Annotated in this window: 19 protein-coding genes and 1 pseudogene; 14 read left to right on the plus strand and 6 right to left on the minus strand. The window is 61.2% G+C overall.

All coding sequences use genetic code 11. The annotated features are described in order from the left end of the window. Positions 1-22: 22 nt before the first annotated feature. The 5 genes and pseudogenes from ACYQ47_RS32810 (at position 23) to ACYQ47_RS32830 (ending at position 3,463) form a co-directional block, all read left to right on the plus strand. Complete coding sequence (locus ACYQ47_RS32810) at positions 23-490, plus strand: type II secretion system protein (protein WP_244827304.1); 468 nt, start codon at positions 23-25, stop codon at positions 488-490. A gap of 5 nt (positions 491-495) precedes the next feature. Next, positions 496-873 (plus strand): type II secretion system protein, encoded by a 378-nt coding sequence (locus tag ACYQ47_RS32815; protein ID WP_244827303.1) that lies wholly within the window; start codon positions 496-498, stop codon positions 871-873. Then, complete coding sequence (locus ACYQ47_RS32820; RefSeq protein ID WP_250463611.1) at positions 848-1,384, plus strand: type II secretion system protein; 537 nt, start codon at positions 848-850, stop codon at positions 1,382-1,384. The genes ACYQ47_RS32815 and ACYQ47_RS32820 overlap by 26 nt, the downstream gene beginning before the upstream one ends. Before the next feature lie 87 nt (positions 1,385-1,471). Then, positions 1,472-1,645, plus strand: a pseudogene (locus ACYQ47_RS32825) (carbohydrate-binding protein); the annotation flags it as partial. Between the two features lie 222 nt (positions 1,646-1,867). Further along, entirely contained in the window at positions 1,868-3,463 is a 1,596-nt protein-coding gene (locus tag ACYQ47_RS32830) for a glycoside hydrolase family 19 protein (protein ID WP_459909416.1), read from the plus strand. A 97-nt stretch (positions 3,464-3,560) separates the two neighbouring features. Here ACYQ47_RS32830 and ACYQ47_RS32835 read toward each other — a convergent pair whose 3' ends face one another. Continuing rightward, positions 3,561-4,334: a lytic transglycosylase domain-containing protein gene (locus ACYQ47_RS32835; RefSeq protein WP_459908952.1), complete on the minus strand. Its 774-nt coding sequence runs from the start codon at positions 4,332-4,334 to the stop codon at positions 3,561-3,563. Between the two features lie 384 nt (positions 4,335-4,718). Here ACYQ47_RS32835 and ACYQ47_RS32840 point away from each other — a divergent pair, with 384 nt between their 5' ends. Then, positions 4,719-5,579: a 2OG-Fe(II) oxygenase gene (locus ACYQ47_RS32840; RefSeq protein ID WP_250508679.1), complete on the plus strand. Its 861-nt coding sequence runs from the start codon at positions 4,719-4,721 to the stop codon at positions 5,577-5,579. Positions 5,580-5,649: 70 nt separating this feature from the next. Here the strand turns inward: ACYQ47_RS32840 and ACYQ47_RS32845 are convergent, their stop codons facing one another. After that, on the minus strand, positions 5,650-7,122 hold the full coding sequence (locus ACYQ47_RS32845) for a lytic polysaccharide monooxygenase (RefSeq protein WP_310395165.1): 1,473 nt from the start codon (positions 7,120-7,122) through the stop codon (positions 5,650-5,652). Positions 7,123-7,717: 595 nt separating this feature from the next. Between ACYQ47_RS32845 and ACYQ47_RS32850 the strand changes: the two genes are divergently transcribed. The 7 genes from ACYQ47_RS32850 to ACYQ47_RS32880 all read left to right on the plus strand — a co-directional run bounded on the left by ACYQ47_RS32850 (position 7,718) and on the right by ACYQ47_RS32880 (position 15,120). Next, positions 7,718-8,647, plus strand: a complete 930-nt coding sequence (locus tag ACYQ47_RS32850) for a bestrophin family protein (RefSeq protein WP_250463598.1) — start codon at positions 7,718-7,720, stop codon at positions 8,645-8,647. Positions 8,648-8,729: 82 nt separating this feature from the next. Continuing rightward, the gene (gstA, locus tag ACYQ47_RS32855; protein WP_250491935.1) at positions 8,730-9,335 is read left to right on the plus strand and encodes a glutathione transferase GstA; all 606 of its coding nucleotides are present in this window, start codon (positions 8,730-8,732) and stop codon (positions 9,333-9,335) included. A gap of 265 nt (positions 9,336-9,600) precedes the next feature. After that, positions 9,601-10,107, plus strand: a complete 507-nt coding sequence (locus ACYQ47_RS32860) for a Csu type fimbrial protein (RefSeq protein ID WP_244827295.1) — start codon at positions 9,601-9,603, stop codon at positions 10,105-10,107. Positions 10,108-10,363: 256 nt separating this feature from the next. Further along, complete coding sequence (locus ACYQ47_RS32865) at positions 10,364-10,870, plus strand: Csu type fimbrial protein (RefSeq protein ID WP_244827294.1); 507 nt, start codon at positions 10,364-10,366, stop codon at positions 10,868-10,870. A 91-nt stretch (positions 10,871-10,961) separates the two neighbouring features. Further along, the gene (locus ACYQ47_RS32870; RefSeq protein ID WP_250491933.1) at positions 10,962-11,687 is read left to right on the plus strand and encodes a fimbrial biogenesis chaperone; all 726 of its coding nucleotides are present in this window, start codon (positions 10,962-10,964) and stop codon (positions 11,685-11,687) included. A gap of 36 nt (positions 11,688-11,723) precedes the next feature. Beyond that, positions 11,724-14,144 carry a fimbria/pilus outer membrane usher protein gene (locus ACYQ47_RS32875; protein ID WP_459908957.1) on the plus strand — a complete coding sequence of 807 codons (2,421 nt, stop codon included), beginning with the start codon at positions 11,724-11,726 and terminating at the stop codon, positions 14,142-14,144. Between the two features lies 1 nt (position 14,145). After that, positions 14,146-15,120 (plus strand): Csu type fimbrial protein, encoded by a 975-nt coding sequence (locus ACYQ47_RS32880; protein WP_244827290.1) that lies wholly within the window; start codon positions 14,146-14,148, stop codon positions 15,118-15,120. A 28-nt stretch (positions 15,121-15,148) separates the two neighbouring features. Here ACYQ47_RS32880 and ACYQ47_RS32885 read toward each other — a convergent pair whose 3' ends face one another. From ACYQ47_RS32885 to apbC, 4 genes are all read right to left on the minus strand, one after another. Next, positions 15,149-17,434, minus strand: a complete 2,286-nt coding sequence (locus tag ACYQ47_RS32885; RefSeq protein ID WP_244827289.1) for an arginine/lysine/ornithine decarboxylase — start codon at positions 17,432-17,434, stop codon at positions 15,149-15,151. Between the two features lie 106 nt (positions 17,435-17,540). Next, positions 17,541-18,110, minus strand: coding sequence for a dCTP deaminase (dcd, locus tag ACYQ47_RS32890; RefSeq protein WP_086972352.1), 570 nt, complete (start codon positions 18,108-18,110; stop codon positions 17,541-17,543). Positions 18,111-18,302: 192 nt separating this feature from the next. Next, positions 18,303-18,842, minus strand: coding sequence for a superoxide dismutase family protein (locus tag ACYQ47_RS32895; RefSeq protein ID WP_250491930.1), 540 nt, complete (start codon positions 18,840-18,842; stop codon positions 18,303-18,305). Positions 18,843-18,962: 120 nt separating this feature from the next. Then, entirely contained in the window at positions 18,963-20,051 is a 1,089-nt protein-coding gene (apbC, locus tag ACYQ47_RS32900; RefSeq protein WP_244827287.1) for an iron-sulfur cluster carrier protein ApbC, read from the minus strand. A 266-nt stretch (positions 20,052-20,317) separates the two neighbouring features. Here apbC and ACYQ47_RS32905 point away from each other — a divergent pair, with 266 nt between their 5' ends. Next, positions 20,318-20,974, plus strand: coding sequence for an OmpA family protein (locus ACYQ47_RS32905; protein ID WP_244827286.1), 657 nt, complete (start codon positions 20,318-20,320; stop codon positions 20,972-20,974). Positions 20,975-21,035 lie beyond the last annotated feature (61 nt).

Raw genomic sequence — 21,035 nt, forward strand, 5'->3', positions numbered from 1 at the left:
ACACGTGCAACCAGCCGCGACCATGGACAAGGGCTTCACGATCATCGAGTTGCTCATCACGCTCGCGATCATCGCGGTGCTGGCGATGGTCGCGGCGCCGCTCGTGCAGGTGACCGCGCAACGCAACCGCGAAGACGAATTGCGGCGCGCCCTATGGAGTATTCGCGATGCCATCGATGCTTACAAAGCCGCCGGCGATGCCGGCAAGTTCGATCGTCCGCTCGGCGAAACGGGCTATCCCGCCAAGCTCGACGTACTGGTGGACGGCGAAGTCGACAAGACCAATCCGACTCACGCGCGCATCTTCTTCCTGCGGCGTGTTCCGCGCGATCCGATGTGCGATTGCCCGAGCCGTTCGGATGAACAGACCTGGGGCAAGCGCGCTTATTCGAGTTCCGCCGATTCACCGAGCGAAGGCAACGACGTCTACGACGTCTACTCGCTTTCGGAAGGAACCGGCCTCAACGGCGTCCCTTACCGCAAGTGGTGAGCGTCATGAACAAACGAATGCTGCGCGCTTTCACGCTAATCGAATTGCTGGTCGTTCTGGCGATCATCGCGACCTTGCTCACGCTCGTCGTGCCGCGCTACTTCGGGCAGGCGGAGAAAGCCAAGGAAACCGTGCTGCAGGAGAATCTCGCCGCCATGCGTGATTCCATCGACCGCTTTCGCGGCGATCAGGGGCGCTATCCGCAATCGCTCAACGAACTGGTCGAGCGCCGCTATCTGCGTGAAGTGCCGATGGACCCGGTCGCGCAAAGCCGCACGACCTGGACGACCGAGCCGCCCAACGACGGCACGCCCGGCGTCTATAACGTGCGCAGCGGCGCAAAAGGCAAGGCCAGGGATGGCACCGACTACGGCAGCTGGTAGCGCGCGCGGGCGGCATTCGGATCGAGCGCGTCGAGCGTTTGCATCGCGCAAGCGGCAGCATGGTTTCGGCATGTTGTGGGCGCTGATGTGCGTGGCGCTCATCGGCATCTATCTGATGCAGATCGGCACCGTATGGAGCACGCAGATTCAGCGCAACCGCGAATTCGAACTGCTGAAAAAGGGCGATGCAATCCGCAACGCGATTCGTGAGTACGTCAAGGCCGACCCTGGCGGCGCTTTTCCGAAAAGCCTCGATGACCTGTTGCGCGACTCGCGCGCGTCCTTCGTGCGCCGATACCTGCGCGATGCATACACCGACCCGATGACCAACGGCGAATGGCAAACGGTGCGCGGCCCCAATGGCGAGCTGTACGGCGTGTACAGCTCATCGAAGCAAACGCCGCTGAAAACGGATGGCTTCTCCGACGAGGACGCGAGCTTCGCGTTGAAGACGAGCTACGAAGACTGGAAGTTCACGAGCTACCCGGAAATGAGCATGAATCGAAGGTAGTTTTCTTATCGGGCCGGCATGTGCAGCTGCTGGCCGTCGCGTTCCAAAAGAGGTGCTGAGATGTTGACCGTTCGTAGAAAGTTGGCGATGCTTCCAGCCGCGTTGCTATTGCATGCCGGCATCGTGTCCGCGCAGGAAGCATGGCGCGAAGGCGCGACCTATGCGGCTGGCGCCACGGTGACTTATAGCGGTCGCGTTTATCAGGCGCAGCAGGCGCATACGGCATATCCGGGCGCGGGATGGTTTCCTGCGACTACGCCGACGCTTTGGAAGGATGTGGGGGCGGCGGGGGCTCCTGCTCCTGCTCCTGCTCCTGCGCCAGTTCCGGCTCCTGTGCCTGCGCCAGCTCCAAAGCCATCACCAACACCCGCCCCAACGCCAACGCCAACGCCAACGCCAACGCCAACGCCAACGCCAACGCCAACTTCATCGTGCTTTGCAGCGTGGTCTGCTACCCAAGCTTATGCAACACCGGGTACACGCATAACTTATAACGGCCGCAACTATCGAAATAAGTGGTGGACCCAGGGAGACAACCCGGCGCAATCGGGCGCCTATGGTGCGTGGGAAGATCTCGGTGCGTGTTCTGGCGGCTCACCTTCGCCTACGCCTATGCCCGCGCCAACGCCAACGCCAACGCCTACGCCCGCGCCCACACCAACTCCGACGCCAACGCCGGCGCCCGCGCCTGTACCAGCGCCGACGCCAACACCCGTACCGACACCAACGCCGGCTCCCGCGCCCGTACCAACGCCAACGCCAACGCCAACGCCAACGCCGACGCCAACACCAGCGCCGACTCCAATCGCATCCTACAAGCCGAAGATCACCTACATCCCCGAACCCACCGGCTATCCGACCGTCGCCCAGTTCAACGCGACCGAGAAGACACTCGTCGATCAGACCAACGGGCAGATCGGCTTGATCCGCGACGCGCTGCGCGTGCTGCCCGATACCGACGTCGATGCCGTCACGCCCGGACGCGCGGCGAATCCATCGAATGTGAAGCGAGTCGAGTCGATCGTAAGCGAAGCGAAGTTCGACCAGCTCTTCCCGGTGCGCAACATCAAATACTCCTACGTCAGCTTCTTGCGCGGTATCGCCAAGTTTCCGGCGTACTGCGGCGATTACACGGACGGACGCGACGCCGCCGCCATCTGCCGCAAGCTGCTCGCCACGTCCTTCGCGCACTTCGTTCAGGAGACGGGCGCCAACTGGCCGTCGCTCACGCCGGCGCAAGTGCGCTCGGGCTATGCGGACCACAACAACGTCGTGCTCGCAAAAATGCCGCAAGACACGGCCATCTCGTTCTGGCAGCAGGCTTTATGGTTCCTTCGCGAGTCGGGCTACGAGGAAGGCTCGGCCGTTGGTGCGTATCAACAATGCGCGCCGGGCTCGCATGCGACCAACTGGATCTTCTTTCCGTGCGCGAAGAACGCGGCAGGCAAGTACCTCGACTACTTCGGGCGCGGCGCCAAGCAATTATCCTGGAACTACAACTTCGGCCCGTTCTCGCAGGCGCTATACGGCGACCCCAACGTGCTGCTCGACGACCCCGGCCGCGTCGCGGATACATGGCTGAACTTCGCCTCGGCGGTATGGTTCGCCGTGACCCCGCAGACGCCCAAGCCGCCGATGACCTGGGCGATCGACGGCACCTGGAAGCCTAATAGCGTCGACGTCGGCAACAACATGAAGCCTGGCTTCGGCGCGACGATCTACATCATCAACGGCGGCATAGAGTGCGGTCAGGGGGGCGCGGAACGCTCGCAAGTCACCAATCGCATCAACGCGTACAAGGAGTTCGCGCGTGAACTCGGCGTCACCATTCCCGCCGACGAACCGCTAGGCTGCGCGAACATGCGCGGTTTCACGGAAGGCTCGGCCGCGGCAATCAAGGCGTATCTGGACAAAGACTATGCGTGGGCCAACGGCAAGCCCGTCACCGGATGCAAGCTCGTCGATTATCAGATGCCGTTCTCGCTTCTCACGCCCGGCGACTACAAAGCCTGCACCGACTACTTCTTCCGCGGCAAGGTTCAATACAACGGGCAGATCGTGATAGACAACACGCAATAGCAACGTCCACGGGCACGCGTTCAACGGTTCGTTCTGGTTGAACGCGCGGCCTGCGAACGACGGCATCGTGCGTCCGATTCCGAAGACCGTGCCATCGTCATTTGCCGCTCTTGTAACGCTCGGTCAACTCCTTGACGCGCGAGACATAGATCTTCGTCTCGCTGTAGGGCGGCACGCCGTTGTATTTGTCGACGCTCGATTCGCCGCTGTTATAAGCCGCCAGCATGAGATCGACGTTGCCGTTGAAGCGCGTTTTCAGCCACGCCAGATAACTCACGCCACCGCGAATATTCTGCGCGGCATCGAAGGGATCGTTGACGTTGAAGCGCAGCGCCGTCGCGGGCATGAGTTGCATGAGCCCTTGTGCGCCCGCGCGTGATATCGCGTTCGTGCGATACGCCGATTCCGCATGAATCACGGCACGAACCAATGCGCTATCGACGCCGAAGGTCGAAGCAGCCGCATCGATTTCACGTTGATATGAACGCAAGTCGAGCTTCAAGGCGGGGATGCCGATGTTTTCTTCGGGCGCGCACAAGCTGCACGTCTCCATGAAGTGCAATTTGATGACCTCGACGTTTTGCGCCACGCCCACCGGCATCTTCGTGAGGTAATGCCTGACGCCGTCTTCCACGTAGGTATAGACAGGCGTGACGGCTTCGCGCCTTGCAAGACTTGCACGACGCGGTAACGCCACGCTCGATGCCAGCGCGCCCGGATCGCCCGATGCGGCGGCACGGGCTGGCGCAACGCTCGACGCCACCGGCGGATAGGCGGCTTGCCAGATCAGATTCACGCGACTGCATTTCGCGTTGTCGAGATTCTCGCTCGCATAGCGGACGGAATTATCCGCGGCCTCGCATCTCAACATGGAAGCTGCGTTCGCCTGCCTCGTCGACATCACGAGCGCGCAGGCCAGCAGCGTCGATATGGAATGACGCGTGCGGGCTCTCAAGACGAGCGCTACAGTTGAACGTGCGGACATTTCACAAGAATAGTGTGCTTCGGGCCTTCCGCCACGCTTAATCGACGAACCGAGCCAACGAACCAAACCGCCATGCAGTCAGCGTTTCGATTCATTGGCCGATTCACTTCTTTAGCACGATCTTCAATGGCGGATTGTCCAAGGATGCCGTTGTTTTACGCCAGCATTTGTGCTTCCATGAAAGCTGATTTTTTCAGCGTTCAACCGAGCGTCGGCTTGTCACGCACCGCTCGGGACGAATCGAAACTCTTGCTTTTTGATGACGTCACGATGAGCACGAATCCGCGCTTCGACGCTACATGGAAGAACTGGCTCGACGAGAATATCCGCCGTGGCTGCACGCATCAATCGCTCATCGACGCAATGGTCGCCAGCGCGTTCCATCCGAACGCCGCGCGCTCCATCATCGCGCGTCACATTGCAGGCGATACGTCGGATGACGGCGATGATCCGCCCGGCGTGTATCGATACGGCAAGCCCATGCTTCCCGATGGTCGCGTGCTGAGCGCGAGCGATTGCGAAGCGCTAAAGGTATTCACATGCGAGACGCCGGTAGTCGCGCTGTTGGCCGACGTCTTGACCGATGACGAATGCGCGAGGTTGATCGATATCGGCCGCGCGCGGGTGCAGCAGTCATCGGTCGTCGATCCCGACTCGGGCAACGAGATCACTATCGAGGAACGCAAGAGCGAAGGCGCGTTCGTCAACGCATCGACCGATACACTCGTCACCAGGATCGATCGCAGGCTCTCCGAACTCGTGCGGCAACCGATCGAGAACGGCGAGGACCTGCATATTCTGCGCTACGGCATAGGTGGCGAATATCGTCCGCATTTCGACTATTTTCCCGAAGAGCAAGCCGGCAGCCGGCACCACATGCTGCGCGGCGGACAGCGTATTGCAACCGTCATTCTTTATCTCAACGAAGTCGAACGAGGCGGCGATACCACCTTTCCGGACGTCGGCTTGCGCATTCATCCGCGTCGCGGCAGCGCGTTGTATTTCGAGTATGTCAATGACCTCGGTCAAACCGACGCGCGCACGCTACATGCCGGAACGCCTGTCGAAAAAGGCGAGAAGTGGATTGCCACCAAGTGGATTCGTCAGGGCAGGTTTCGCGCCGAAGCCTGACGCATTCAAATGAGCGATCCACGCCGCGTGTGCGCCGGAACAATCGCTCCGGCGCGACACGCTGGCACTGCTACTTGCACGCTCCTACTTTTTCCCATGCACCGTCGGAGTTGGTTGCCGGGTCGACGCCCGAACTCCACCACTTGTTGCGATAGTTCATGCCGCTCACGCTGACACTCGTTCCGGCTGTCGAGTAAGTCTTGCTCGAACTCCAGGCCGGCGCGCATGTCAACGCGGTCTGTCCGGAGCACGTCCCCATGTCCTGCCACGACTTGCCGTTACCCGCGTTGCGCGATGGCTGGTCGGAGTTCTCCCAGCGCGCGCTGTAGTTGTGCCCGCTATCCGATACCGTTTCCTTCGCCTTATAGAGCGTGCCGGCTTGCCAGGCAACCGAGCACGTCGATCCGCCCGCGCTTGGCGACGGGGCAGGGGTTGGCGTCGGGCTCGGCGTCGGTGTTGGCGTTGGCGTCGGCGCCGGGGCCGGCGTGGGAGTCGGTGTCGGAGCGGGCGTGGGCGTGGGCGTTGGCGTCGGGGCCGGCGTGGGAGTCGGTGTCGGAGCGGGCGTGGGCGTCGGCGACGGCGCAGGCGTTGGCGCGGGCGCTCCGGTGTAGTCCATCGCGAAGTTGTAGTCTTGCGCGCTATCGACGTAGATGCGGTTCGCCGACATGACCTTCTGCGGCACGATGTTCCCGCTGTTATCCACGAGACCGAGATGCACGCGCCCGGAGTCCGTGTTGATCTTCGTGGCCATTGCATACACCCAGTCGGCCGCAGCGGTCGTTTGCTGCGTCACCGTGTAACTGAGCGATTCGAGATCGTGACCGTCGTTATCGAATACCCGCAAGGTGATCTTCGTGCCGACCGGCTGATCCACCGCGGTGGTCGGGATTGGACGAACTTCGCGCCAGCTCGTTTTAGTCGAGTTGATGACCACGTCCATACACGCATAGAACGCTTCCGCGCTATCGTTGCGTTGCCAGATCGCATAAAGGATGCGTTTGCCTGTCTTGCCTGCGGGCAATTTGCATTTCAACTTGTAGCGGCCGTTGTCGAGCGTGACGCTGGTTATCTCGCAGAACGGCTTGCTGTCGAGATCGGACCATTTCAACGGTTGATTGAAGTCGTAACCATCCGCCGACATGAATATCTGGAAGTAGCGCGTCACGTGCGGCGCCGTCGCGTTCCAGACGAACTCGTAGTTGCCGCTCAGGTCGGGCGAGATCGTCGTCGTGGGCCAGTCGTTGCGACCAAGATCCAAACCGTAATAATTCGACTTGTTGGCGCTGCACAGATGCCCGTCGGGTACGAACGATTTGTGATCGCCATTGGGAAGCTGGTTGACGCCCGCCCAGTCATAAAGAAACGCTGGCCCGGCGACGGCCACCGCAGCCTTGCACGCCGCGGACGTCGGACTTTCCGGCCCTTCCTTGTAACAGGCGTAGACCCGGCTGATCGGCGTTTCCATCGTGCCGTGACTCCACGCAAGGCATGGAACGGCCAGCGGTACCAGCATTGCCAAAACCTTCTTCTTGTGACGCAACATGAGAGACACTCCTACGCTCGTTCAATAGCCAGCGTCCGCTTTGTGTACGACGAGCCGAATTGCCTCGATAAAGATTCGAAACACGTCGGCAAGCGGACTCATTTTCAGAACGTCGAGTCACTCAGTGCCTCGTTCCAGTTTCGAACGGCATTGGTGCCCGAGCTTGTTGTTTGCTTCTCCTCGATCGGCTATGCAAGATCACGCGTATCGATACGTGCGCACTCCCGGCATAGAAGAAATGAAACAGGCAACTGGAGAGGGGTCTGGTATCGCGGATTCACACGGACTGTTTTCGCATCTGGCTTCGACGCATGTTTCGCTTACGCCATCTGAAATAGTTCGCTTTACTAACTTAAACGGAATCTACTTGCCCTTCGTTTGGGTTTCATTCTAGACGCTTCAAACGATATGCGGTAGCACACGCGGACCGACATCCCGGATGTTGTCAGCGTAGCCGATGTTCGCCGTCAGGACGCGCATGCACCGCAGTGCGCGCGTCGTTTCGCTGCCGCTTTCTACGGCCCGCTTATCATGCTGATTGTTTCTGCATCAATCGACAACGACAGCGACCACGCTTCGCACAAGGTAGTCATTCATGATCATTCGCCCAAAACTGAACTGGTTCCGGTTGCTGTTCGTCTGGCGCGGCTCCGTGCTGCCCCAACTGCTGCCGAGGCTCGCGCTCATCTTCGTGCTGTCGATCTCGGCGATGTTCATGCACGATCACATTCGCAACTATCCAGTGAACCTGGGCACGCCGCCGTTTGCGCTCGTGGGCATCGCGCTGGCCGTGTTTCTCGGCTTTCGTAACAGCGCAAGTTACGAGCGCTGGTGGGAAGGCCGAAAACTGTGGGGCGAACTCTTCATCACGGCGCGCTCGCTCGCACGCCAGATTCTGTCGATGCCCGATTCGCTCGATCCTCTACAAAAGCGGCACTTCCTCGCGGCAATCGGCGGCTTTGCGCATGCGTTGCGGCATCAGTTGCGCGGCACCGATGCGCTCGCCGATCTCGCATCACGGCTGACGCCCGAATTGCACGCTCGCGTCTCGACCGCGCAATTCAAGCCGGGCATCATCCTGCTATGGTTCGGCGAATGGCTCGCACAACGCCAGCGTGACGGCACGATCGACGGCTACGCGCTCATCGCGATCGACCGTAACCTCAACGCGCTGTCGGACGTCATCGGCGGCTGCGAGCGGCTCGCGAACACACCTCTGCCCTTCTCCTATTCGGTGATGATTCACCGCACCATCTATCTGTTTTGCGTGCTGCTGCCATTCGGTCTCGTCGATGGTGCCGGTATGCTCACGCCACTGTTCGCGCTGCTCGTCGCCTATGCGTTCATGGCGCTCGAAGCAATCGCCGCACAGATCGAAGATCCGTTCGGCCTCGAAGAAAACGACCTCGCCCTGAACGCAATGTGCAATACGCTCGAAGCCGTTCTGCACGACATGTCGGCCGATCCCGCCTTCGAACGCGCGCCCAAGGCTTCTTCTTCGTCGCGGCTCTACATACTGGATTGAGACACTTAATTTCATTGTGGATCGTGCCTGGCGCAAGCGCTCTCCTTCATAATCTTTCGAGCCTTATTTATGGAGATTCGCTTTGAAACTGTTCTACAAAGCCGGGGCCTGCTCGTTGGCCTCGCATATCGCGCTCGTTGAATCCGGCCTTCCGTTCGATATCGAAGCGGTCGATCTGAAGGCGAAAGTCACCGCCAGCGGCGCGGATTTCACGAAGATCAATGCAAAGGGTTATGTTCCCGCACTCGTCCTCGACAATGGCGATGTGCTGACCGAAGGTCCCGCGATCATGCAATACATCGCCGACCAAGCGCCCGCAAAGCACCTCGCGCCGCTGAACGACGCCATGGCGCGTTATCGTCTGCAAGGCTGGCTGACGTTCATCGGCACCGAGTTGCACAAGAACTTCTCTCCGTTCTTCAATCCGTCCGCAAGCAGCGACTGGAAAGCGTCGGCAATGAGCAATCTCGAACGCCGCCTCGCCTACACCGCACAACAACTCGAAGACAAGACGTACTTGCTTGGCGACGAATTCAGCATTGGCGACGCCTATCTGTTCACGGTGCTCGGTTGGGCCAAGTTCATCGATCTGGATCTCGGCAAATGGCCGGTGCTCGTGGCGTATCGGTCGCGCGTGGGCGAGCGCGCCGGCGTGCAGGCGGCGCTGAAGGCCGAAGGGTTGATCTGAGCGCACCGCGCGGCCCGATCGCAGCAGACAGCGGCCTCCTTCGGGAGGCCGTTTCTATATCTGACCGCGCAGCGCTTCTATCTTAATAAAGCTGCAGCCTTTGATGCAGCAAGGGAAACGCAGCATAACGCCATCTCAATTGAGATTCGTCTCATTCAGTCTTAAAGCGCTCGCCTCTATGATTCATACATGTCGCGGCGATGCAGAAAAACGCAGCGCCGAATCAAAAGCTTCCCGCTTATATTTGTACTGGAGAGTCTCAAGCATGCGTAACCTGATCAAGAATGTCGCCATCATCGCTATCGTTGCAAGCACCGTTGCCGTCGCTACGCCCAGCGCCTTCGCCGGCAGCAAGACCGCAACGTTCGACGTGACGCTCAACATTCAAGACGATTGCTCGATCTCGGCGAACCCCTTGAACTTCGGCGACACCGGCGCGCTTACCGACAACGTCGATCAGTCCAGCAACCTCGCCGTGACCTGCACCACGGGCACGCCGTACAACGTCGCGCTCGATGCCGGCACGGCAACCGGTTCGCAAGTCGCGACACGCAAGCTCGCCAATGCCGGCGGCACCGCGACGGTCGACTTCAACCTGTATCGCGATGCAGCCCGCACGCAGCTCTGGGGCCAGACGACCGGCACCGACACGACAGCGGGCGTAGGTAATGGCAAAAGTCAGAGTCTCGTCGTGTACGGCCGCGTACCGTCGCAAACCACACCGGCCGCAGGCACTTATAGCTCGACTGTCACCGCAACGGTCGTGTTCTGAAGCGAGTAGATAAGCAGACGGAACGGCCTCCTTCGGGAGGCCGTTTTTGCATCTGACGGCGCAGCAATTTATCCCAATAAAGCCGCGTCTCCTGATGCAGCAAGGGAAAGGCAGCACAACGCTATCTCAAATGAGATTCGTCTCATTCAGTCTTAGAGCGCCCGTCCCTATGATTCATACATGTCGCGGCGATGCAGAAAAACGCAGCGCCGAATCGAAATCTTCCCGCTTAAATTCGTACCGGAGAGTCTCAAGCATGCGTAACCTGATCAAGAATGTCGCCATCATCGCTATCGTTGCAAGCACCGTTGCCGTCGCCACGCCCAGCGCCTTCGCCGGCAGCAAGACTGCAACGTTCGACGTGACGCTCAACGTTCAAGACGATTGCTCGATCTCGGCGAACCCCTTGAACTTCGGCGACACCGGCGCGCTTACCGACAACGTCGATCAGTCCAGCAACCTCGCCGTGACTTGCACTTCCGGAACGCCCTACAACGTCGCGCTCGATGCCGGCACGGCAGCCGGTTCGCTCATCGCAAAGCGCAAGCTCGCCAACGCCACCGGCGACGCCTCGGTCAATTTCAACCTGTATCGCGATGCAGCCCGCACCAAGCTCTGGGGCCAGCAGACCGGCATCGACACGGCTTCGGGTATAGGTAATGGCGACAGTCAGAGCCTCGTCGTGTACGGCCGCGTACCGTCGCAAACCACCCCGGCCGCAGGCACCTATAGCTCGACTGTTACCGCCACGGTCGTGTTCTGAGGCAACTCGCTTCGCTTCATGTGCAAAGCTTGCCAGAGCTCGAATAAAGCTATATCACTGGCATCGTCGGAAGTAATTCGGGAGACCGACGATGCCACGCTTTACACAACCAGCATGGGCAGCCTTTCTGCTTTTGGAATGCGCTGCCTCGCTCGCCGCGTCATTGCAGATATCTCCGGTTTCAATCCAGCTCGCTGGCCCGGAAAACGGCAAGGTCGTCACGTTACGTAACGATGGCGATGAACCGATTCACGCTCAAGTGCGAACCTTCGTCTGGGATCAGTCCGACGAAGAAGACAAACTCACGCCTACCCGCGATCTGATCGCCAGTCCGCCTATCGCCGAAGTGCCCGCGGGCGGTCAGCAAGTCATCCGCGTCATTCGCGCCAACGCCGCACCCGTTGCACAGGAACGCGCATACCGCCTGATCATCGACGAGTTGCCGCCCGACGGCGGCGACAAGCAATCGGCGGTTCAGTTTCGCTTTCGATATTCCGTACCCCTATTCATTTCGCCGCGCGGTGAGGCGAGCACGCCGAAGCTGCAATGGTCCGTCGTCGAAAGAAACGGCAAGGCGTATCTGCGAGTGCAAAACGATGGCGACATTCACGCGCAACTGAGCACTGTTTCACTTAAGACATCGGACAAGGATGTGCGCGTGTCCGGCGGTTTGCTCGGCTACGTGCTGCCAGGCCGGGTGCGCTCATGGATACTCCCCGACGCGGCCAGCGCCATGCGCGGCAAGACGGGCGAAGTCAGCGCCACGGTGAACGGCGCCAGCATGAACGGATCGTTGAGCAATCCGGCCGCGCCCTGATCGTTCGGGGTTGCCACGGGAACAGCGTGCATCGTCATGGATGGATCGACTCGCCCAAGGCTCGTGACGCGCGGTGTTCCTCTCCTGATTTCACTGGGCGTGATCTCCCAAGCGGCTGTTGCTCAAGTCGATATCACCGGCGGCTCGCCCAGCCAGGTTCCGAATATCGCGGGCTCGCCGCGCACCGCCTTGCTCGACATGCAATCGCAAGAAACGCAGTCGCTCGTGCTCGAGATCGTCGTCAACGGCACGAACCTGGGCGAGCCGTCCAACTTCGAATTGCGTCACGGCCAGCTCTATGCCGAGCGCGCCACGCTCGAAAATGCGGGCATCCGGGTCGACGACTTACATGCCGATGCAGACGGATGGATCGCCGTTTCATCGATTCCAGGCGTGCGCGCCACTTATTCCTCCGCGCGTCAGCAGGCGCTTCTTGACGTCGACCGGTCGCGTCAGATCGCGCAGCGCCTCGGCAACCGGCTTCCCGTTACACCGAAGGCAACGCCCGGCACCGGCTTCGCGCTCAACTACGACGTGACGTACACGCGCCAACTGGGCGAAATGGCGGCCGGTCAGTTCGGCGTCTGGAACGAACAGCGGCTCTTCAGTCCGGCGGGCGTATTCGACAACACCGGCACTTACCTTAACGGCGCCGGAACCAACGGCTACACGCGGCTGGACACGAACTGGGTCTATTCGAATCCGGCCAAACTCATGACGATGACGTTCGGCGACGCCATCTCCGGCTCGCTCGCGTGGACGCGCTCGGTGCGATTCGGCGGCTTCCAGATACAGCGCGATTTCAGCCTGCGCCCGGATCTCGTGACGTTTCCCCTGCCGATGTTCAGCGGATCGGCCGCGGTGCCCTCTGCCGTCGACTTGTATATCAACGGTCTGCGCCAGTACAACGGCAACGTCGCGCCTGGTCCGTTCCAGATCGCGCAGGCGCCCAGTCTGACAGGCGCGGGCACGGCGCAAGTGGTCGTGACCGATGCGCTCGGCCGTCGCGTCACGACGAGCGTGCCGCTTTATATCGACACGCATCTGCTGTCAAAAGGCCTGTCGAGCTATTCGGCGGAATTCGGCTTTCTGCGCGACGATTACACGCTGCGCTCCTGGTCGTACGAGGCATCGCCCGTCTTCAGCGGCACGGCCGCGTATGGCATCACCGACTGGCTCACACTGCAAGCCCACGCGGAAGGCGGGCAAGGTTTAAGCAACGCCGGCACGGGCGCGATCGTGCGCGCAGGCCAATTCGGCGTCTTCAATGCGGCGGCCGCGGGCAGCAAGCTGAATGGCGCGACCGGCGCGCTTTTCAGTCTTGGCTACCAGTACATCAGTCCTGCGGCTTCGCTGACGCTGCAGACCACGCACGCGACCGACAACTATCGCGATATCGCGGCCCTCGACGGCACCTCGGTGTTTCAGCATATTTACCAGGCGACCGTATCGGTCGCGTTGATGCGGTCGCAATCGGCGACAGTGAGCTACGTCGATTCCGAAGACACGTTCTCGGGACACGCGCGCGTCGTCACGCTTGCGTACAACGCGCAGATCGGCAGCCGCTGGTCGCTTTTCGCGAGCACGTATCGCGACTTTCTGCAGCGCGGAGTATGGGGCGGTTCGATTGGCATAACCATCGCGCTCGGCGGCAATACGTCGGTCAGCACGACGGTGGCGCAGTCGGGTGGACACACGACCGCCGACGTCACCGCATCGCGTCCCGCCGACTACGGTGGCGGCTGGGGTTGGTCGGTTCAAGGCGGCGCCGGTGCCGATTATCGTCATGCCTTCGCCGGAACGACTTATCGCTCGAAGTTCGGCGATTTCGAGGCGACCGCGCAGCGCTTCAACGGCACGACGGCGCTCAGCACGGACATGGCGGGCGGCATCGCGATCATGGACGGCGCCATCTTGCCGACGCGCACGGTCACCGACGCGTTCGCGCTCGTTTCGACCGATGGCGTCCCCAATGTTCCTGTCACGCAGGAGAATCGCTTTGTCGGCGTGACGAACTCGAAGGGCTATCTGCTCGTGCCGAATCTGACTTCCTATCAGCGCAATCAACTGGCGATCGACCCGCTCGCGCTGCCGCCAGACGCATCCATCGAAAGAACGAAACTGGACATCGCGCCGCAGCGGCGCTCGGGTGCGCTCGCGCACTTCGGCATGTCGCGCTATCAGGGCGCGTCGGTGAGTTTCGTCGATATTACGGGCGCGCCCTTGCCCGCCGGCGCCGTGGCGACGCTCACGAGTACGGGCGAAGCGGCGATCGTCGGCTACGACGGCGTTGCATTTTTCCGCCGTCTCGATTCAGACAACCACGTGACGATTCACGAGGCGAAAGGCGACTGTTCAGCCGGTTTCAGGCTCGACCCGCCGAAGGCCGGAGACCTGCCACAGCTCGGGCCGATCACCTGCCAGCCGGACAAGGGCAAGAGCCAAAAGGAGAAATGACATGCACGCACCCCTTCGCCGCACGCACGGCTCGTTTCGTCCCGTCAGATACGCGCTCGTGTTTCTCGTGCTCTGCGCGCTCTCTGGCGCGGCGCGCTCGCAAACCTGCACGTTTTCGGTGGGCTATACGGATTTCGGCTCCATCGATGTAACGGACACCGAACCCGCCGATATCGTCGGCGGCATTCACATTCTGTGCAGCGGCTATTCGACGGCGATGGTTCGCATGTGCCTGAACATCGGCCACACCGACTCGCGCACGCTCATTGGCCCAAGCGGCGCAACGTTGAACTACAACCTCTACGTCGATCCGGACCATCAAGGTGTGTGGGGATCGGTCACGGCGCCCGACACCGTGCCGCTGACGCTCGATCTTCCCGTTCATCCGGGCGGCAAGGTCTGGGAACATGAGCCGTTCTATGGACGCATTCCGCCTAACCAGCCCGTACCGAACGGCACGTACACCATGCCGTTCAGCGCCTCGGACACCTACTTCGTCTATGTGGGATACACCGGCACGCCACCCGATTGCAAGACGGCAACGGCGCCCTATACGAGCGGTCCGTTCACGGTTACGGCGACGGTCGGCCCGACTTGCACGATAGACGCGTCGCCCCTCGTCTTTCGGGAGGCGAGCCTGCTCGACCAACCGATCGAGTCGACGAGTTCGTTGCGGGTGACGTGCGTCTCGGGCATGCCCTTTTCGGTGGCGCTGGACCGCGGCATGACGCCCGGCGCGACGACCACCAACCGCAAGCTCGCTCGCCAGGGAGGGACAGAGACCATCGACTATCAGCTATACATCGACCCGACGCACAAGGTGCCTTGGGCCGATGGCACGAATGGCACGACGATGGCCTTCAATACCGGAACCGGCCAGCCGCAAACGCTCGTGGTCTATGGCCAGGTCCCGGCGCAGGAATCGAAACCGCCGGGAAGGTATCGCGACACCATCATGGCGCTGATCGTCTTCTAGCAACGATCAGCGCGCAGCTAGGCGCAACTCAGTCGCGCACGCAATCGACGAAGTATTCGATACGCCCGTTGATCACCTCGCCCACGAGCCCGTGGATGTCGGTATGGAAGCCTGGGAAGCGTTCGTTGAATTCGCGCGCGAAACGCAGGTAATCGACGATCGTGCGATTGAAGCGCTCGCCCGGAATCAGCAACGGAATGCCCGGCGGATACGGCGTGAGCAGAATGCTCGTCACGCGCCCTTCGAGTTCGTCGATAGGCACGCGGTCGATTTCGCGGTGCGCGAGCTTGGCGAACGCTTCGGACGGCTTCATGGCCGGCTCCATGCTCGACAGATACATCTCGGTAGTCAGACGCGCGATGTCGTTTGCGCGATAAACACTGTGAATCTGCTCGCACAGATCGCGCAGGCCGATGCGCTCATACGATGGATGCTGCGCGATGAATTCCGGCAGCACGCGCCATAGCGGCTGGTTGTTGTCGTAGTCGTCCTTGAACTGCTGGAGTTCGGTGACCATCGAGTTCCAGCGGCCCTTCGTGATGCCGATGGTAAACATGATGAAGAACGAGTAGAGCCCGGTCTTCTCCACGATAATGCCGTGCTCGGCCAGATAGCGCGTGACGATGCCGGCCGGAATGCCCGTGTCGCCAAAACTGCCGTCCACGTCGAGTCCCGGCGTGATGATGGTCGCCTTGATCGGGTCGAGCATGTTGAAGTTTTCCGCGAGCGCGCCGAAGCCGTGCCAGCGGTCGTTCGGCTTCAGCATCCAGTCTTCGCGGTCGCCTATACCCTCTTCGGCCAGCGCCTCCGGGCCCCAGACCTTAAAGAACCAGTCGTCGCCGTATTCGTCGTCGACCTTGCGCATGGCGCGGCGGAAATCGAGCGCTTCCGCAATCGATTCCTCGACGAGCGCCGTGCCGCCCGGCGCTTCCATCATCGCCGCGGCCACGTCGCATGACGCGATGATCGCGTATTGCGGGCTCGTCGACGTATGCATGAGGTACGCCTCGTTGAAACGATGCCGGTCGAAGGTGCTGTTCTCGCTGTCCTGCACGAGAATCTGCGACGCCTGCGAGATGCCCGCGAGCAGCTTGTGCGTGGAGTGCGTGGCGAACACGAGCGCGCCGGTGCGCGGCCGGCCCGCGCCGATTGCGTGCATGTCCTGATAGAACGAATGGAACTCGGCGTGCGGCAGCCAGGCTTCGTCGAAGTGCAGTGTATCGAGCAGGTCGCCGAGCAGGTCCTTGATCATCTCGACGTTGTAGATCACGCCGTCATACGTGCTTTGCGTGATCGTCAGGATGCGCGGCTTGATCTTCGGGTTCTTCGCGAGCGCCTCGCGCGCGAACGGATTCGCCTCGATCTTCTTGCGAATGTTTTCGGGCTTGAACTCGTCGCGCGGAATCGGTCCGATGATGCCGAACTGGTTGCGCGTCGGCGTGAGGAACACGGGGATCGCGCCCGTCATGGTGATGGCGTGCAGGATCGACTTGTGACAGTTGCGGTCCACGAGCACGATATCGCCCGGCGCCACGGTCGCGTGCCACACGATCTTGTTCGAGGTGGACGTGCCGTTGGTCACGAAGAAGAGATGATCCGCGCTGAAGATGCGCGCCGCGTTACGCTCGGACGCCGCGACCGGCCCGGTGTGATCGAGCAACTGGCCGAGTTCCTCGACGGCATTGCAGACGTCCGCGCGCAACATGTTCTCGCCGAAGAACTGGTGGAACATCTGTCCGAGCGGATTTTTCAGGAACGCGACGCCGCCCGAGTGTCCCGGACAATGCCACGAATACGAACCTTCTTCTGCGTACTGCACCAGTTCCTTGAAGAACGGCGGCGCGAGCGAATCCAGATACACCTTGGCTTCGCGAATGACGTGCCGTGCAACGAACTCCGGCGTGTCCTCGAACATGTGGATGAAGCCGTGCAGCTCGCGCAGGATGTCGTTCGGCAAGTGGCGCGAGGTGCGCGTCTCGCCGTACAGGAAGATCGGGATGTCCGCGTTGCGGCGGCGCACGGCGTTGATGAACGCGCGCAACGCGACGATAGCCGAAGCCAGTTCCGGCGTGTCGCCTTCCACGACGACGTTATCGGCATATGGCAGGAGTTCGTCGTCGTCGATCGACAGAATGAAGCACGACGCGCGGCTCGACTGCTGCGCGAAGGCCGCGAGGTCGCCGTAGCTCGTCAGGCCGAGCACTTCGGCGCCTTCGCGCTCGATCGCTTCGGCAAGCGCGCGAATGCCGGAACCCGAGATATTCTCGGAGCGAAAGTCTTCGTCGATGATGACGACGGGAAAGCGGAACTTCATCGTGCGAATCTCCAAATGGAACGACCGCTGCCCGAGACTGGAAGCTCGACGACAGCGGTCTTTCGACAAGCGTATGCGGTGTGCGTTTCTTTGAGAAGCGAAGGAATCAGGTTTTCGGCAGGGTAACGCCGTGCTGCCCCTGATACTTGCCGCCGCGATCCGCATACGACGTCTCGCAAATCTCGTCGCTTTCGAAAAACAGAACCTGCGCGACGCCTTCGTTCGCGTAGATTTTGGCAGGCAAAGGTGTCGTATTCGAGAATTCGAGCGTGACGTAGCCTTCCCATTCCGGCTCGAACGGCGTCACATTCACGATGATCCCGCAACGCGCGTAGGTGGACTTGCCGAGACACACGGTCAGGCACGAGCGCGGAATACGGAAATATTCGACCGTGCGGGCAAGCGCGAAGGAATTCGGCGGGATGATGCAGACATCGCCCTTGAAGTCGACGAACGATTTCTCGTCGAAGTTTTTCGGATCGACGATGGTGGAATTGATGTTCGTGAAGATCTTGAATTCGTCGGCCACGCGGATGTCGTAGCCGTAGCTCGACGTTCCGTACGACACGATCTTGCGGCCGTCTTCGGTCACGCGCACCTGATCGCGCACGAACGGCTCGATCATCTTGTGCTCTTCGGCCATGCGCCGGATCCACTTGTCGGACTTGATGCTCATAGGGACGCTACCCAGCGTTGCGGCTCGCGGTCATGCGACCGGACGCCTGCGGTGAAACGGGGCATGGCGGCAGCGATTTTGTCGCGCGCTGCGGCCAAACGGAAAGCGCGTATTTTACGCGAACGACGGGTCGTATCGGCGACGCTCGACCGTGATCGACCATTCGGATGATACTCGTGGCGTCTTCATCGATCAGCGCCGGATGACGCCGCATGCGAGCGCCGGTCCCACGTTGTGCGGACTGGCGGCGTAGGGATCGGTGGCTTCGCGATGCAGCACGATAGCGCGCGAGATGACCGAGCGCACGCCGTCGAGCGACACGTCCGTCGCCACGAAAAAGCCCGTGGCCGATCCGGTGGAATCCGCGTGAATGTTGCCGAGTTCGCCTTCGAGACGCGCGGTGGCGCGCTTGCGCTCCGCCGGCAGCGCGAAGACCGGGCTTGCATCCTGATCGTCCATGGCGATGCAGTCGCCGCGCTCGTGAACCTGCAGCGCGTGATCGCTGTCGGGCGGCATGTCGATCAGGCTATACGACACCTGAACGCCGTCCGCGCGCTCGATCAGCGTGATGGTGCCGCGCGCCGCGTTGCCAGGCGTCGGCTGAAGCACCGCGTCGGCGCGTTTCTCGTGATTCTGGAAGATGATGCCGCAGCCGCTCACGAGAACACTACAGGCGACGAGCGCCGAAGCAAGTCCGGCGTGGGCCGCCCTTCCGTCGAATCTATGTCTCATGCGATCCTCTCGGCGGCCCGCCGACACCCGGTGCATCCGCGCGGCCGCCCATAGCAGGCGACATGATACCGCGAGCCGCACCGCACAAGGCTTCGGCGAAACGCGTCCAAGCGCGCCACATCAAGTGTTCTGCACGACGATGCTCGGAAACTTCGACGTCATGTCGCGCTGACGATCGGCAATGGCAATCGCCACGCGCCGCGCAATCGCGCGATACGTCTCGGCAATCCGGCTTTCCGGCTGCGAAACGACTGTCGGCTGACCGGCATCGGTGCGTTCTCGAATCGCGATATCGAGCGGCAACTGGCCGAGAATCTCGACGCCGTATTCCTTCGCCATGCGCTCGCCGCCGCCCGCGCCGAAGATATGCTCCTCGTGCCCGCAATTCGAGCAGATATGCGTGCTCATGTTTTCGACGATGCCGAGAATGGGAATGCCGACCTTCTCGAACATCTTGAGGCCCTTCTTGGCGTCGAGCAGCGCGATGTCCTGCGGCGTGGTGACGATCACCGCGCCCGTCACCGGCACTTTCTGCGAGAGCGTCAACTGAATGTCGCCCGTGCCCGGCGGCATGTCGACGACGAGATAATCCAGGTCTTTCCAGTTGGTCTGACGCAGCAGTTGTTCGAGCGCGGAGGTGACCATCGGGCCGCGCCAGACCATCGGGTTGTCCTGCTCGATCAGAAAGCCGATGGAATTCGCCTGAATGCCATGACCGATCAGCGGATTCATCGACTGGTTGTCGGGCGACTCCGGCCGGCCGGAGATGCCGAGCATCATCGGCAAGGACGGGCCGTAGATGTCCGCGTCGAGCATGCCGACATTGGCGCCTTCCGCCGCCAGTGCGAGCGCGAGGTTCGCGGCTGTCGTGCTCTTGCCGACGCCGCCCTTGCCCGACGCCACCGCGATAATGTTCTTGACGTTCGGCAGCAGCTTTACGCCGCGCTGTACCGCGTGCGCGACGACTTGCGAGGACACATCGACGACGACGTCTTCCACGCCGGGAACCGCACGCAACGCATCCTCGACCAGTTTGGCCGTGGCCGCGAACTGCGTACGCGCCGGATAACCCAGTACGACGCTCACCGAGACCGTGCCGTTTTGTAGCGAAACGTTGCGGATACTTTTGGTATCGACGAACTTGCGGCTGGTGTTCGGATCGGTCAGTGTGGCTAGTGCGGCGTCGATCTTCGCGCGGTCGATACTCATTGCAACTCCATGGAATGGTTTGTGCTGATGCGACGGCGCATTGCAACAAACTGAGGAAAGTGAAAGTAATTGTTAGAGCCGTTGCGCCGCGTCCCCGCGCATTGCACTATTGCGCGCGGTAATTGTTTCCGGGATGCATCGCCACTGGCGACTGACGCGCTCTCATTTCTCATAATTGTAGAGGTTCGTCCGGACGCACGTCCGAAGACCCTTACGTACTGTCGGCGCGGCGCGCCGAATCGCTCGTTGATTCAAGGAGATCAAACATGAAGTTGAAGTTGATGACCCGTTTGTCGGTTTTCGTCGTTGCTGGCGCACTGGTCGCGGGCTGCGCGACGGAGCAGGGTAACAATGCGGCGGTCGGCACGGGCGTCGGGGCCGCGACCGGCGCTGGCCTCGGTGCGATTTTCGGCGGCGGCAAGGGCGCGGCAATCGGCGCGGCTGCAGGCGCGGCTGTCGGCGGTGTGACCGGCTACAACTGGCAAGCCATTCGCAACAAGATTTCCGGCGACTCGAAGGGCACCGGCACGCAGGTGACCGAGCAGCAGGACGGATCGCTCAAGGTCAACATCCCGAACTCGATCTCTTTCGACACCAACAGCTACGCGATCAAGCCGACGTTCGATCCGGTTCTGAACTCCGTCACGCAAACGTTGCAGCAGCATCCGGAGTTGATCGCCAACGTGATTGGCCATACGGATAACACCGGCACGGCGGCTTACAACCAGACGCTGTCGCAGAATCGCGCGCAAAGCGTGGCTTCCTATATCGCCACGCATGGTGTCGCCGGTCAGCGTCTCTCGTCGCAGGGCATGGGACAGAACCAGCCGATCGCCGACAATTCGACCGAAGCAGGCCGCGCGCAAAATCGTCGCGTGGAAATTTACCTGCGCGCGACGGCACAGCCGGGCCAAGTGCAATAAATTTCTGATTTATAAGGAGAATCGGCAGATCCCGGCGCAGCGTGGCAAAGCGCGCGAAGCC

This window comes from Caballeronia sp. HLA56 (genome assembly GCF_054655155.1).

Bases quoted from the DNA above. Each gene is read 5' to 3' on its own strand.
- ACYQ47_RS32865 (WP_244827294.1), top strand. From the start codon at position 10,364: ATGCGTAACCTGATCAAGAATGTCGCCATCATCGCTATCGTTGCAAGC.
- ACYQ47_RS32845 (WP_310395165.1), bottom strand. From the start codon at position 7,122: ATGTTGCGTCACAAGAAGAAGGTTTTGGCAATGCTGGTACCGCTGGCC.
- ACYQ47_RS32905 (WP_244827286.1), top strand. From the start codon at position 20,318: ATGAAGTTGAAGTTGATGACCCGTTTGTCGGTTTTCGTCGTTGCTGGC.
- dcd (WP_086972352.1), bottom strand. From the start codon at position 18,110: ATGAGCATCAAGTCCGACAAGTGGATCCGGCGCATGGCCGAAGAGCAC.
- ACYQ47_RS32820 (WP_250463611.1), top strand. From the start codon at position 848: ATGGCACCGACTACGGCAGCTGGTAGCGCGCGCGGGCGGCATTCGGAT.
- apbC (WP_244827287.1), bottom strand. From the start codon at position 20,051: ATGAGTATCGACCGCGCGAAGATCGACGCCGCACTAGCCACACTGACC.
- ACYQ47_RS32860 (WP_244827295.1), top strand. From the start codon at position 9,601: ATGCGTAACCTGATCAAGAATGTCGCCATCATCGCTATCGTTGCAAGC.
- ACYQ47_RS32840 (WP_250508679.1), top strand. From the start codon at position 4,719: ATGAGCACGAATCCGCGCTTCGACGCTACATGGAAGAACTGGCTCGAC.
- ACYQ47_RS32875 (WP_459908957.1), top strand. From the start codon at position 11,724: ATGGATGGATCGACTCGCCCAAGGCTCGTGACGCGCGGTGTTCCTCTC.
- ACYQ47_RS32870 (WP_250491933.1), top strand. From the start codon at position 10,962: ATGCCACGCTTTACACAACCAGCATGGGCAGCCTTTCTGCTTTTGGAA.
- ACYQ47_RS32835 (WP_459908952.1), bottom strand. From the start codon at position 4,334: ATGTTGAGATGCGAGGCCGCGGATAATTCCGTCCGCTATGCGAGCGAG.
- ACYQ47_RS32850 (WP_250463598.1), top strand. From the start codon at position 7,718: ATGATCATTCGCCCAAAACTGAACTGGTTCCGGTTGCTGTTCGTCTGG.
- ACYQ47_RS32885 (WP_244827289.1), bottom strand. From the start codon at position 17,434: ATGAAGTTCCGCTTTCCCGTCGTCATCATCGACGAAGACTTTCGCTCC.
- ACYQ47_RS32815 (WP_244827303.1), top strand. From the start codon at position 496: ATGAACAAACGAATGCTGCGCGCTTTCACGCTAATCGAATTGCTGGTC.
- ACYQ47_RS32880 (WP_244827290.1), top strand. From the start codon at position 14,146: ATGCACGCACCCCTTCGCCGCACGCACGGCTCGTTTCGTCCCGTCAGA.
- ACYQ47_RS32895 (WP_250491930.1), bottom strand. From the start codon at position 18,842: ATGAGACATAGATTCGACGGAAGGGCGGCCCACGCCGGACTTGCTTCG.
- ACYQ47_RS32810 (WP_244827304.1), top strand. From the start codon at position 23: ATGGACAAGGGCTTCACGATCATCGAGTTGCTCATCACGCTCGCGATC.